14 protein-coding genes and 1 riboswitch are annotated in these 13,908 nt (G+C 42.1%); of the genes, 13 read left to right on the top strand and 1 reads right to left on the bottom strand.

Annotated features, from left to right (window positions below):
- The first annotated feature begins 133 nt into the window (after positions 1 to 133).
- Complete coding sequence (locus ACXAEA_RS18355) at positions 134 to 1,252, top strand: GAF domain-containing sensor histidine kinase (RefSeq protein WP_475097302.1); 1,119 nt, start codon at positions 134 to 136, stop codon at positions 1,250 to 1,252.
- 21 nt (positions 1,253 to 1,273) lie between these two features.
- Positions 1,274 to 1,933 carry a response regulator gene (locus ACXAEA_RS18350; RefSeq protein ID WP_475097301.1) on the top strand — a complete coding sequence of 220 codons (660 nt, stop codon included), beginning with the start codon at positions 1,274 to 1,276 and terminating at the stop codon, positions 1,931 to 1,933.
- 105 nt (positions 1,934 to 2,038) lie between these two features.
- On the opposite strand, the gene ACXAEA_RS18345 is transcribed toward ACXAEA_RS18350, so the two are convergent.
- A complete protein-coding gene (locus ACXAEA_RS18345) occupies positions 2,039 to 2,293 on the bottom strand; it encodes a YhdB family protein (protein WP_475097300.1) in 255 nt (84 codons plus the stop codon).
- A 224-nt stretch (positions 2,294 to 2,517) separates the two neighbouring features.
- On the opposite strand from ACXAEA_RS18345, the gene ACXAEA_RS18340 reads away from it, so the two are divergent.
- The 11 genes from ACXAEA_RS18340 (at position 2,518) to ACXAEA_RS18290 (ending at position 13,793) form a co-directional block, all read left to right on the top strand.
- On the top strand, positions 2,518 to 2,841 hold the full coding sequence (locus ACXAEA_RS18340; RefSeq protein ID WP_475097299.1) for a DUF3889 domain-containing protein: 324 nt from the start codon (positions 2,518 to 2,520) through the stop codon (positions 2,839 to 2,841).
- Between the two features lie 68 nt (positions 2,842 to 2,909).
- Positions 2,910 to 4,322: a SpoVR family protein gene (locus ACXAEA_RS18335; RefSeq protein WP_475097298.1), complete on the top strand. Its 1,413-nt coding sequence runs from the start codon at positions 2,910 to 2,912 to the stop codon at positions 4,320 to 4,322.
- A gap of 181 nt (positions 4,323 to 4,503) precedes the next feature.
- A complete protein-coding gene (locus ACXAEA_RS18330) occupies positions 4,504 to 5,439 on the top strand; it encodes a cation diffusion facilitator family transporter (protein WP_475097297.1) in 936 nt (311 codons plus the stop codon).
- Positions 5,440 to 5,583: 144 nt separating this feature from the next.
- A complete protein-coding gene (locus ACXAEA_RS18325) occupies positions 5,584 to 5,952 on the top strand; it encodes a YidH family protein (RefSeq protein WP_475097296.1) in 369 nt (122 codons plus the stop codon).
- A 560-nt stretch (positions 5,953 to 6,512) separates the two neighbouring features.
- Complete coding sequence (locus ACXAEA_RS18320) at positions 6,513 to 8,873, top strand: EAL domain-containing protein (RefSeq protein WP_475097295.1); 2,361 nt, start codon at positions 6,513 to 6,515, stop codon at positions 8,871 to 8,873.
- Positions 8,874 to 8,918: 45 nt separating this feature from the next.
- A riboswitch (guanidine-I (ykkC/yxkD leader) is annotated at positions 8,919 to 9,014 on the top strand.
- A gap of 199 nt (positions 9,015 to 9,213) precedes the next feature.
- A complete protein-coding gene (gene sugE, locus ACXAEA_RS18315) occupies positions 9,214 to 9,537 on the top strand; it encodes a quaternary ammonium compound efflux SMR transporter SugE (protein ID WP_475097294.1) in 324 nt (107 codons plus the stop codon).
- A 145-nt stretch (positions 9,538 to 9,682) separates the two neighbouring features.
- Complete coding sequence (locus ACXAEA_RS18310) at positions 9,683 to 10,024, top strand: PadR family transcriptional regulator (protein WP_475097293.1); 342 nt, start codon at positions 9,683 to 9,685, stop codon at positions 10,022 to 10,024.
- Complete coding sequence (locus ACXAEA_RS18305; protein ID WP_475097292.1) at positions 10,011 to 10,646, top strand: HAAS signaling domain-containing protein; 636 nt, start codon at positions 10,011 to 10,013, stop codon at positions 10,644 to 10,646. Before ACXAEA_RS18310 ends, ACXAEA_RS18305 begins: the two co-directional genes overlap by 14 nt.
- Before the next feature lie 111 nt (positions 10,647 to 10,757).
- Entirely contained in the window at positions 10,758 to 12,221 is a 1,464-nt protein-coding gene (locus ACXAEA_RS18300; RefSeq protein ID WP_475097291.1) for a DUF4153 domain-containing protein, read from the top strand.
- A gap of 119 nt (positions 12,222 to 12,340) precedes the next feature.
- Complete coding sequence (locus ACXAEA_RS18295; protein WP_475097290.1) at positions 12,341 to 12,697, top strand: hypothetical protein; 357 nt, start codon at positions 12,341 to 12,343, stop codon at positions 12,695 to 12,697.
- A 139-nt stretch (positions 12,698 to 12,836) separates the two neighbouring features.
- The gene (locus tag ACXAEA_RS18290; protein ID WP_475097289.1) at positions 12,837 to 13,793 is read left to right on the top strand and encodes a cation diffusion facilitator family transporter; all 957 of its coding nucleotides are present in this window, start codon (positions 12,837 to 12,839) and stop codon (positions 13,791 to 13,793) included.
- The last annotated feature ends 115 nt before the right edge of the window (positions 13,794 to 13,908 follow it).

Raw genomic sequence — 13,908 nt, 5'->3', positions numbered from 1 at the left:
TCTGATCCGAAGAGAAACTTTCTCTTCGGATTTTTTTATCAATATTACGACTTTTGTCTTAGTTATTATCAGACTTTTTCTGAAAGCGGAATTTTTGCAATAAAGATATAATAAAGGAAAAAGGGGGATTTTAATGACTGGGGAAAACAAAAATTCAGATGTTGGAATTTTAAAGGAAATTGCTGAATTATTGAACGAAGGAACTGAACTTAAACAAATACTGACCGAAGTTTTAACACGGCTTTTACATATAACTGGGCTTGAGACAGGCTGGATTTTCCTTATTGATGACCAAGGGGATTTTCAGCTTGCTGCAAAGGCAGAATTGCCGCCAGCGCTTTCACTTAAAGATAATGCCCCGATGTGCCATGGAGGGTGCTGGTGTGTTGACCGGTATAATGATGGCAGATTGAATAAAGCGACAAATATATTTGAATGTAAAAGAATAGAGGACGCAATCAGCAATAAAACAGGGGAAACGAATGGATTGACACACCATGCTACAGTGCCATTGCGAGCTGGTGAAGAAAAATTTGGTGTCCTGAATGTAGGTTCGCCAAATAAAACTCATTTTAGGACTGAAGAATTAGAACTTCTTGAAGCGATTGCTTTTCAAATAGGCACCGCAATCAAAAGAGTCAAGCTGACACAGCAGGAGCATGAGCTTGCATTGGCAGCCGAACGGAACCGACTTGCAAGGGATTTGCATGATTCGGTCAACCAGCTACTGTTTTCACTCAGCCTGACAGCACGAGCAGGTGCAGAAATAGCCCAAACATCTGAACTTAAAGAAACATTTGCATATATACAGGATCTCGCCCAGGAAGCACAGGGAGAGATGAGGGCATTAATCTGGCAGCTGCGCCCAAGAGGACTGGAAAATGGAATCATTTGTGCGCTTGCAGGCTATGCGGAAATGATTGGAGTTCCTCTTGAGACGAAAGTAACTGGTGTTTCCAGTCTACCAGGAAAAGCAGAGGAAACGCTCTGGCGGATTGGGCAGGAGGCGCTGGCAAATTGCAAAAAGCACTCACAGGCTGAAAAAGTTCTGCTAAAGCTTGATACGACAAATGAGAAGGTTGAGATGAGTATTCAAGATGACGGCTGTGGTTTTAACTTTGACCCGGATAGAGAGCTTCCATCGCTTGGATTAAAAAGTATGCAAACTCGGGCTTTCTCCCTTGGAGGCAAACTTGAAATCCAAAGCACTCATGGCCAGGGCACGGTGATAACGGTACAAATTCCAATATAGAAAACAGGGGAGGAAAAAAGTATGGCAATAAGAATTCTGATTGCAGATGACCATCATGTCGTCAGAAGAGGTTTAGTATTTTTTTTGAAGACACAAGATCAGATTGAAATCATTGGAGAAGCAGGCAATGGTAAGGAAGCAGTTGAATTAGCAGAAAAAATGAATCCGGACCTGATCCTCATGGATTTGATCATGCCTGAGATGGATGGAATCCAGGCAACACGGATCATCAAGGCAGCACAGCCAGATATCAAAATCATGATGCTGACAAGTTTTTCAGACCAGGAACACGTCATTCCTGCAATCGAGGCTGGAGCTTCTGGTTACCAGCTTAAAGATATCCAGCCAGATGAACTAGTTAAATCGATTAAACGGATCATGGACGGAGAGAACCAGCTGCATCCAAAGGCTACATCCCTTGTCTTAAAGCATCTATCAAGCAATAACCGCCAGGAGCGGAAACCGCAAGATGACCTGACAAAGCGTGAGCTGGAAGTTTTGAAGGAAATCGCCAGCGGAAAAAGCAATAAAGAAATTGCGTCCTCCTTGTTCATTACAGAAAAAACAGTGAAAACCCATGTATCCAATGTGCTAGCGAAATTAGAACTTGCAGACAGGACACAGGCAGCATTGTTTGCCGTCAGAAACCGGCTGGTGGATGAGCAGCCGCCATCTGCGTGAAATAACAAATCCACCACTTTATTCCATCCGCAATCAGACAGCATAATAAACAGCAAACACGGCACCTTAATAGAGGTGGCCGTGTTTTTTGGTGGAATTCTCTTCTTAAATTAAGCCGTTAGCTGCGGGTTCCAGGATGTCCTCGCCGGCGGCTTCGTTTGCGTGGTCGATGTATCTTAATAGGGAATACAGGCGTTTTTCAATGACGGCATAGTCTTTTTCAAAATTGTAAGCGTGGAGAAAATGTTCGATCTTCTTGGCCAGGAACTGGTCTTCAGTCCTGACCATCAGGATGAGCAGGTTATCCCATTGCGATCGGTGCGTGTAATATAAAGCACGATCATAATCCGTATTATTCATTTCCGTTCCTCCTTGTAAGGAGTTGATAATATTATATGGAGTTGATGGGCGAACTTCCTCAGAAAATGTTGGACATGCTTGTTTACAGGGTTTTTCAAGTTTTACCTGTATAAACTAATCCCTATTGCTTCCTAGATAAACATGGAATTTTTTCCTTCCGGTAATTAATACATATTCAAAATCTGATGAAAGAAACTAATAAAAATCTTAAAGGAGAAGAAGTGATGAAAAGAAATATAGCAATGTTATTTGCTTCAGTATTTATTTTTAGCGGATTGTTTGGGTACAACGTCCTTGCACAAAGACCAGATTATGAAAAATACGGCCGAATTGCGACTGTTGTCATAAAGGAGGACTATCCAGGTGAAGCTGTTCAGGATTATCAGTATATGGGCAGGAAGCAGCTAAGCGATGGTCAGGTTATGGATTCCTTCCAGTACAAAGTCAGCGTTAATGGAAAACCAGTTCTTGCGACAGTGCAAATTAGCCATGATTTGAAAAATAACAGGCTGTTAAGTCTGACAGTTACAGAACAGCCACAGCAGTAAAGTTTAGAACCCGTTCATCTTTCTTCCTTTTTTCTCATACATTGTGGTAAGAGATGAAAGGGGGAGAGATGGTGTCTGAGGATCAGAAGTCACTAGAATATGCCATTTCTGAAATTACCGAAATCGCTAAGGGGTTTGGGCTGGACTTTTATCCGATGCGGTATGAAATATGTCCGGCCGAAATCATCTATACATTTGGTGCCTATGGAATGCCGACGAGATTTTCGCATTGGAGCTTTGGGAAACAATTTCATAAAATGAAGCTTCATTATGATTTAGGGCTTTCTAAAATTTATGAACTTGTGATCAACTCGAATCCATGCTATGCCTTTTTACTTGACTCTAATTCATTGATCCAGAATAAGCTGATTGTTGCCCACGTCCTGGCACACTGCGATTTTTTCAAGAACAATGTGCGCTTCCAGAATACGAAAAGAGATATGGTTGAAAGTATGGCTGCAACTGCGGAACGGATTCGCAGGTATGAAATCGAACACGGAAAGCAGGCAGTAGAGTCCTTCCTCGATGCCGTATTGGCTATTGAAGAACATATTGATCCTTCCTTGATGAGGCCGAAGCTGGCCTGGTCATTAGAAGATGAAGTCGACGATGATGATGATTCTCCAACCCCGACTCCTTATGATGATTTATGGGGACTTGATTCAAAAAAGCCAGAACCCAATGACAATAAAAAGAGAAAGAAATTCCCGCCACGGCCAGAAAAGGATTTATTATTGTTCATCGAAAGCTACAGCCGGGACCTGGCTGATTGGCAGCGTGATATCCTGACGATGATGCGGGAAGAAATGCTCTATTTCTGGCCGCAGCTTGAAACGAAAATCATGAATGAAGGCTGGGCATCCTACTGGCACCAGAGGATTTTGCGTGAAATGGATCTTACAAGCGGCGAATCCATTGAATTTGCCAAGCTGAATGCCGGGGTTGTCCAGCCTTCGAGAACAGGGATCAATCCATATTATCTGGGAATAAAAATCTTCGAAGATATTGAGGAGCGCTACAATAATCCTACAGAAGAAATGAAACGCCGAGGTGTCAAACCAGGGTCTGGCCGCGAAAAAATGTTCGAAGTCCGTGAGATCGAATCGGATATTTCCTTTTTACGAAATTACCTTACAAAAGATCTGGTCATGCGGGAGGATATGTATCTTTTCCAAAAGCAGGGCCGTGAATACAAGGTTGTCGACAAAGCATGGGAGCAGGTTCGTGACCAGCTTGTCAGCATGAGGGTGAACGGAGGCTTCCCGTATTTGAGTGTTACCGATGGAGATTACTTGAAAAATGGGGAATTATACATCTCGCATGGCTATGAGGGCATCGAGCTGGATATAAAATACCTTGAAAAGGTGCTTCCGTATATCCATCAGCTGTGGGGCCGGAAATGCCATATCGAAACGATTGTCGAAGGCAGGGCCATGCTTTACACATATGACGGAAAAGGAATACACCGCAAATATTTATAAGACAACAACGAGACCGCTGATAAATTTCAGCGGTTTTTAATGTGTAAAAATCACAATAATAAGGTATGTAAAAAAAGAGGCAAGCTTTAATTGAAAAATTGATTGAACCTTTTGCACCATTAAGTCATAATTATATATGAACATATATTCATATATAAAGAAAAGAAGAGAGGCGAGACATATGGGGCACCATCATTCACACGGACATGGCCACAGCCATGGTCACGGTCATAGCCATAGCCATACAAGCAATAAGAAGGCGTTATTTTTATCATTTCTTTTAATCGCTACTTTTATGGTGGTCGAGGTAATCGGAGGTTTTCTTACAAACAGCCTCGCACTCCTTTCAGATGCGGGACACATGCTCAGTGATGCAGCGGCACTGGGTTTGAGTTTGTTCGCCATGAAGCTTGGCGAAAGGAAAGCCACATTGTCCAAGACATTCGGATATAAGAGATTTGAAATCATTGCTGCTGCACTCAATGGGCTTACATTGATCATCATTTCGATTTATATTTTCGTAGAAGCTTACCACCGTTTTACAGACCCGCCGGAAGTCCAAAGCCTCGGAATGCTGACGATTTCAGTGATTGGCCTGATTGTCAACATCATTGCAGCGTGGATCCTGATGCGTGGTGACAAGGACGAAAACCTGAATGTGAGAAGTGCATTTCTTCATGTGCTCGGTGATATGCTTGGTTCAGTCGGAGCGATAACCGCAGCATTATTGATCTACTTCTTCGGCTGGGGCCTGGCAGACCCGATTGCCAGTGTAGCAGTCGCCATTTTAATTATCATCAGCGGCTGGAGAGTGACGAAGGATTCCTTCCATGTATTGATGGAAGGTACACCGGAACAGATTAAAGTGGATGATGTGAAGGACGCACTTTTGAATATTCCTCAGGTAAGGGATGTCCATGATGTTCACGTGTGGTCAATTACTTCTGGTGTTTTTATGCTGAGCGGGCATATAGCCGTTGCGGGTGATGGGGCGCATGACGATGTTCTCCAACAGGCACAGAAGCTGCTGCACGACAGGTTCGGCATCGACCATAGCACGCTGCAGGTTGAAGGGGAAGACCATGGGTGTCCGTGCGCTCATGGGCCATGTAATTAAAACTTGAGATAAAATCATATAATAGAACATGCCAGCCATTCAATGAAGGCTGGCATGTCCTGTATATTGAGAATACAAAAGGCAAATGCCATAAATGGATGATAAACTATTGTTGCGGAAGAGCTAAGAAAGTGAGTGATGGGGATGGAAGAGGATAAAACCCTTGAATCTAAGTATATTCAGCAGCATCTTGCGAACGAGCGGACGTATTTGGCCTGGGTCAGGACCTCAATTGCCATAATTGGAATCGGATTCTTGGCTTCAAGCCTCCATTTTAATAATATAAAATCGGTAAGTCAGTTGGCAGATACAGTTGCTGTTTTTGTCAGCATTTTTTCATTGCTGGTGGGATTGGTCATTCTGTTTTTTGCCACTATGCATTATTTTGCGGTCCGTAAAAATATTAACAGCCAGACATTTGCTTCAGCCAATAAGCTTATAAAGATTTCTACTGCAATCATCTTCCTGATTTTTATGCTCCTGGGCTTCTATTTAATGAGTATTCTTTTTTAATAGGCTGTGTTAAATTAGACTGTTGATTTCCGTTCCAGGCGCTTCGCTTTCCGCGGGGCTGGCGCTGAGCCTCCTCGTCGCAAGCTCCTGCGGGGTCTCACCTGTCCAGCTGATCCCGCAGGACATTGATTTTGCTTCTTTGAATCCGCCCACGCACGATGGAAATGCGTTAGCATTTTCGGAGGAGTCTGCGCGCCTTCCACACCAATCAACAGGACTTAAACACAACAATAAGTTATTACACAGCCTATTAATAAAATATAAACGCAGAAAAAGTCTTTACAAAAATCAGCATCGCATTTCGGTGCTGTTTTTCTTTTGCATTGGATTGGTTATAAGTCCATTGGCGAACCAGTAAATTCAATGCTGTGCTTTTGCAGAAACTAAATTCTCGTCAATTTATGTCGATATAAATGATAGTGAACAATCAAAGACAGCACTTCATCCTTAACTTATTGGTATGATATTCCGAGAATTCATCAATCTCGAACAAGATTATTGTATAATAGTAGAAATACCAGGATATTTTTCCATGAAAAACCATAGAAGCGAGGGGCAGGATGGATATTCCCCATATGTACATATTTGACTTTAATAACATAGCTTTAACTGTTGTTTTTTCGATTATCTCATCGATTATGGCGGTTGAATTCAGCAGGCAAATAAAGAAAACAATTGATCGAAAGAGACGGAAAATGGCTGCCTATTCGGTGGTGCTAGCCTTCACATTTTGGCTCACCCATCTTTTTGTCATCATTTCGGCAGGCATACCATTTTCTACGAGCAATTATTATCTATACTTTCTTGTCTTTTTTGGCATATGTGCGGTTGGGTCATACTTATCACTCAGCTTGGCACAAAGGGATATTGCCAATACTTCACAGTACATACTCACCAGCATATTAATCGCTGTAAGTATCATGTCTGCTGATTTCGCGGCATTTTACATTATCTTTTCGGAAGCAATTGATATTCAACCTTTGCCTGCTGTTTTATCCTTTTTAATGGTATCGGTTACATCTTTTTCGTTGTTGAGATTTTTGATGCAAATTACGAATGAGGATATATATGAGTTCATCAAAAAGTATAAATATGCTGGCTGTGTTTTTGGCGGCACAGCAATGGCCGGTATTCCCTATATCGTCCTGACCTCGATGATAGTGGCACCTCAAGAGGAGGGGAATGGATCTTATCTTGCTCCATTCATTTTCATGGCTGCTGCGAATTTATTATTCATACTCGTGCCCGATCTGTTTGGTGAAAAATTGATCATGAAAAGTGTTCAATCCCACTTATCCCTGTTCAGCCATAATCCCGATTCAGTATTCAGGGTTGATATGAGAGGATTCATTTTAAGCGTCAATAAAGAAGCCGTTGAACTAACAGGATACACCGCAAATGAGCTGGCAGGCATCCATTTTAACGAACTGATTGGCGGCACAGAGGAAGAAAAGAAGCTAAGAACGTATTTCATGAAGGTCTTGACGGGAGAAACGAAAGTAATTGAAACAGCACTGAAGAGGGCCGACGAAACGTTCGCAGACGTGAGAATCACGGCTGTAAGAATCATCGTCAAAAATTCCACGGTCGGAGTTTTTGGCATTGTCAGGGACATAACAGAGCAGAAAAAGGCGGATAAGCTGATCAAATATCTCGCTTATCATGACGAACTGACCAATTTGCCCAACAGGCGCAATCTGGAGAAAAAGATGGCTGCCCTTTTCATTGAGGACCAGAAATTCTCATTAATCTACCTTGATTTTGACCGATTTAAAAGAATCAATGATACGTTTGGACATGCGTTTGGCGATAAGATCTTAATCCAAATTGGCAAGAAGCTTTCAGAGGTTGTTCCGGAAGAATGCCTTGTTTCAAGAATTGGCGGAGATGAATTTGCCATACTCGCTCCTGGCGGAAACATGCCTGGAGATATCGCCAACACTGTAGTAAGAGCATTCCAGACTCCGATTTTTGCTGAAGGAATGGAGTTCCTGATTACTGCAAGCATCGGTATTTCCAATTTCCCGGAAGATACAAATGATCTCGAATTGCTATTGAAATATGCAGATATGGCGATGTACAAAGCGAAAGAAAACGGAGCGAATCACTTTCAATTTTTTGATGTAAGCATGGTGGACCAGGATCTAAATAAGTTCGAACTGGAGAATGATTTGCGGAACGCCATCAATAATGGACTGCTTACTGTTTTTTATCAGCCAAAATATAACGCAGCAACAAATGAAATTACCGGTGCGGAGGCCCTGGCTAGATGGAACCATCCTCGTCACGGGATGATTCCTCCAGGAATATTCATTCCTATTGCCGAGGAAGCCAATCTGATTGTCCCGCTTGAAAGATTGATTATCAGGCAGGTGTTTGAGCAGCTTGTTGAATGGCGGAAAAATGGGTACGATGTTCCGCGTACTTCAATCAATATATCGATCATCCATTTTTATCAGGAAGATTTCGTAAAATTCATGGAGCATACTCTTAAAGAATATAGTCTTTATGGAGAATTAATTGAAATTGAAGTAACAGAGAGCATCATGATTAAAAAGGAAGACAGTATAAATGCCCAGTTGCAGTCACTGAGAGAAATCGGCATCGAAGTCAGCATTGATGATTTCGGTACAGGGTATAGCTCATTGAGCTACCTAAGCAAACTCTCTGTTGACCGCCTTAAAATCGATCAAAGCTTCATTTCCCATTCGCAGGAAAATCGTGAAATTATCTCAACGATTGTTTCTATGGCAAACAATTTGAAACTGAAGGTCATTGCAGAAGGTGTAGAAACAGAATCTCAGATCGACCTGCTGAAGTCGCTCGGCTGTGTAGAAGTCCAGGGCTATTTCTACTCTCCGCCTTTGCCATCAGAAGAATATGAAATGATGATGAGCAAGGAACTCCAGGCAATGGAATGAACCTGCGTTGACTGCAGGTTTTGATTATGTTACTATTCCTATTATTAAAAAGTCCTCTAGGGTTCCGCAGCTCGCTGGCCTGGTCCGAGAGAGGACGCACAGGAACACCTGTGTACACGGAGGGATAAAAACCCGGGAGATATCTGTTGATATCTCCCGGGTTTTATTAGATTAGAAAATAAAAATTCACTTCGAGAAATGTCTAGCTCCAGCGCCTAGCCCCTCGAGTCGCTTCGGTCCGCCCGATGAAGTCAAAGAACGATTTCACCGGGCAGCCCTCCAGCGCTTGTCGGGGCTGACCAAGGCGCTTGCGCTTTTCTTGTGAAAGGAGCATGATTATATGGCTTGGATCTTTTTAGTCATAGCAGGGATTTTTGAAATTGTATGGGCTATAGGGCTAAAGTATACAGATGGGTTTACCAAAGCAGTGCCATCCTTGATTACCATAGCTGGAATGGCAATAAGTTTTTATTTTCTGTCGATGGCCGTCAAGACACTGCCAATCGGCACTGCATATGCGATTTGGACTGGTATTGGAGCTGCAGGAGCTGTCATTCTCGGCATCGTTCTCTTTGGAGAGCCGCGAAACATGCTAAGGTTGATGTTTGTAGCATTCATTTTGATTGGCATCATTGGATTGAAGGCTACATCTGGAAGCAACTAATAACTCTGAAGTGCGGGCACAGTAAAAGGAGTTCTGTGCCCGAAAGACAAATGTGGTTCATTTATTTGGAAAAATTCATTTGCAAAATTTACCTGCTTAAATTATGATTCAAATAGATACCTTTTTATTCTAGGTAGGTGATGAAGTGTTTAATCGTGAACTTCTAAAAGGGAGCACATCACTTGTACTGCTCCAATTGCTCAATGAACGGAATATGTATGGCTATGAGCTTGTAAAAGAACTTGATAAACGAAGCGACCATAGCTTGCAGGTTAAGGAAGGGACTCTGTATCCGGCGCTCCATAAACTTGAAAAACAGGAATATATCGAGTTTTACTGGCAGGAGCAGGAAAAGGGTCCGGCAAGGAAGTATTATCGGATTACTGATGAAGGAAGAGCTGTCCTAGTAGAGAAAACAAAAGAATGGCAGCAATTTGTAAATGTCATGAACAAAGTGATCAGGAGATCGGAAAATGATCCAATTTAAAACTGAATTCCTCAGCCAGCTTGGCAGGCAATTGGGGAAACACCCTGAAAGAGAACAAATAATAGCTGAATACGACAGCCATCTAGCAGAGATGCTGGAAGAGCTTATCACCAGTGATGAAAAGGATATCATGTCGGAGCTGTACACGAGGCTCGGGACTCCGGAGGAAATAGCGGCGAGCTGGCGCGAAGAATTATCTCTGACTCCAGGGAAAACACAATGGCTGTTCATTTTGGTGAATCTGATTTTCTTTGCTGGAGGATCCATCTTGACATTGGTACATAACCTTTTTGATTTTCCTTTAATTGATTTTGCATGGAGAAGCCTGACATCCATTCCTGCTGTGATCATCATGCTTTATCTCATATTCTGGGCATTGCTTGGATATGAGATTGGCAAAGGGTTTGGCCACAAAGGAAGGAGCCTGATGAAAAAGACGTTCGTTCTTTCCATCTTGCCCAATATCATCTTAATGAACCTGACTTTGTTCAATATCATTCCGCGTGGTTGGTTCCAGCCATTATTGAGTCCTGTATTTATCTTTATCTGCATCCTGTTCACAGCTCTTTTATATCCAATTTGCTGGGCTGGATATAGATTGGGAAAGAAAGCTTCAGTTTAATTTTTTTGCAATAATACATAGATTTTCTATGTATGTAGAGATACAGGGTATTGCTATGTCTTTTTTTGAAAATGTACCTAGTAATACGATGTATAAAAGGAGAGTGCAATTGTGGAATTTAAATTAAAAAAGGAAGACTGGACATTTTTCATCGTTTGTCTGGCTCTGGGGTTATTGGCTGAAAGATCTTTTCTGCATGGAATCATAGGAGTTTCGTATCTTGTATTTGTTACCAGTTTTTACGTTGTATTTTTCTGGAGATTTCGCACGTTCCCCTTCACTAATAAAAGAATGGGCGTATTGATGATTGCTTCCGTTTGGCTGCTTGCAGCAAGTTTTTGGTTAAGATCTAATATGATATTTTATATGCTGAACATTCTTGTAATTCCCGCAATGGTTTTTGTTCAACTCGTGCTTGTTACGTATCCGCTGCACAACCAGTGGCATAGATGGCCGTTCGTCCAGAAACTTTTTAGCATTGTGGGTGCCGCGATTGTTTATGTTTCAAGATTCATCATGCAAGGTCCTAAGCTGGCATTCAGGGGAGTCGATGAAAAAAAGAGCGCCACAGTTAGAAAGGTTTTGATTGGCGTCGCGATTTCATTTCCGCTATTATTCGTCATCATCAATCTGCTGGTCTCTGCTGATCAGCAATTTGGAGCGATGCTTGGCACACTACCGCGCTGGTTATCTGGATTGAGGATTGAAGAGGAAGTATTCAGGACAATTGCAATCGTCATTTATACATTAGTCATCTTTGGAGTATTGCAAGTATTAAGGAAAAAGCAGGCAATACCTGATATAGCGCAAGATGTTAAAGAAAAAGTGTCCTGGGATAGTGTAGTCAGTTTGACCGTACTGATTTTATTGAACATCGTTTACCTTCTTTTTGTTGTTGTCCAGTTTAAATATTTTTTCAGTGAGTCATTGCACGATGGCTATACATACGCTGAATTCGCGCGCAGGGGATTCTTTGAACTACTGTTTGTCACGATGTTGAATTTATTGATCATTTCCACTGTCGTTTCATTCGTTGAACAGGGTTCGAGAATGATCACTATGGCTGTCCGCGGCCTGCTGTCACTTCTCGTTTTCTTCAGTGGAGTGATGCTGTACTCAGCTTTCATAAGGCTGCTGATGTATGAAGAGGCATACGGATTTACTTTTGACAGGGTTCTTGCACATTCCTTCATGATTTTCCTCCTTGTGATTTTGGTCTATTCCTTCATGAGGATCTGGCTGAAAAGACTATCGCTTATTCGTTTCTACATCATGTCGGCAATCATCTTTTATACGGTAATTAATATCGTTCAGCTCGACCGTTTTGTGGTGGAACAAAACCTGCAGCGCTACCAGGAAACAGGAAAGATTGACATCTATTATTTGAATTCACTTTCATATGATGGAGTGGTGGGACTGGTAGAATTATATAAGCTCAATCCAGGCCATCCAGGTTTGTCAGAACTCCTGAAGCAAAGGAAACAGGACATTTTGTATGCTGAGGAGAACTGGAATTCCTTGAATATGTCGAAACTGAACGCTAAAAAAGTGCTAAAGGATTTGGAGATTGATTGACCCTTTTAATATGGCGAAAATGAGAACAACTCTCGCATTTGTTCCCAGTTTTGTAACATATCAATAAGTTTAATAATGATAAAATGGCATTAAGCCAGATAAAGGGGAGCATGATGAATATGGAAGGAAATCAATCTGAGATCATTCTTTTATTAAAAGGGATTGGGAATTCGATTGATTCATTGCATAAAAGGGTAGAAGGTATTGAAAAAAGACTAGACCGCTTGGAAAAAGTGGACAGCATTGAACATCGCGTAACATCTAACCAGATTGATATAACCGATATTAAAGACGCACTTGAACGCATGGAAGAATTGCAAAGTGCCAAGATTGAAAGTATGCTGAAAGAATTAGTGACAAAGGCAGAATTGAAAAACAACGCAGAGTTCATCACTATTCACAAACGCCTGGATTCTCATTTGCTGAAACTTGGCAGAGTAGAGGAAGAAATCCTGATGGTGCAGCAGGATAAATAATGGTATGAACAGGGATTGCTCAATGCAGTCTCTTTTTTTTATTGAAGGCTAATCCCACTTAAAGGTTTAAACTATCCGATTATGTGAAAAAGTAAAAAGGACATTATCAAATATGAAAAAAAGTAAAGCGGGTGAAGGAATGTCATCAATGGTAGAATTTTTTAAAAGAGGAAATAAGTCTTCGGGGATTGCTGCCCTGGGAAATACATTCCTTGCGATCGTGAAAGGGGTCGCCGCTGGCATCAGTGGAAGCGGGACGATGCTTGCCACGACGCTCCACTCGGTTGCGGATGCCTTAAACCAATTCTTTGTTTTTATCGGCAGTGCGATATCGGAGAAAGAAGCGACAAAGCGGTTTCCGACTGGTTTCGGCCGGGTTGTTAATTTGTTTGTGCTTGTTGCGGTCATCATCATCTCGATTATGGCATATGAAACAGTCCTTAAAGGATGGGAATTGATCCAGCATCCTAAAGCATCAAGTAATTTATGGCTGAATGTCATCATCATGTTGTTGGCAGTACTTGTCGACGGAGGCATTCTGGTGAAAGCGATGAAAGAAATTGCGCATGAGACAAGAAGCGAAGCAAAGGGATTCGGAATTGTTTCCAACGCTTTCAAAAATGTCAGTCTCGCTTCACCACCAACGAGACTCGTTTTTTACGAAGACTTGATTGCAACATTCGGTGCGTTACTGGCGCTATTCTCAATCGTTATGGCGCATGTGACTGGATTTTACTTGCTTGATGGGATTGGGACATTGCTGATTGGTATACTGCTGATTGGAATTGCGTTGAAGATTGGCTATGAAAATACCGTAGGCCTTATTGGAGTCGCTGCACCAAAGGTAGTTGAAGACAGGATCGCCAGGCTCATTCTGTCTGATCCGGATGTCATTGATATCAATACGCTAAGGATCGTCCAGGAGGGCAGGCAGTATCATGTGGAAAGTTATCTGGAACTCCGAAAAGGGCTGACATTGGCTGATGCAGATGACATAAAGTTTAGGGTCAGGGATAAGGTACTGACAGATCCGGATGTGGACGATGTAGTAATGGGGATCATAGAAGCAGATGACGTCCAAAACTGGAAGCTATAAACGAAAACCCGGCAGAGTCATCACTGCCGGGTTTTTTTTATGAGATAAGAAAGTACAATTTTCACTTCGAGAATTGTCCAGCTTCAGCGCCTAGCGCCTCGAGTCGATTGTCTAG

This window comes from Mesobacillus sp. ABV4_180, from assembly GCF_056158485.1.
The sequence above is the reverse complement of the archived record's forward strand: the minus strand, read 5'-3'. Positions and strand labels throughout refer to the sequence as shown.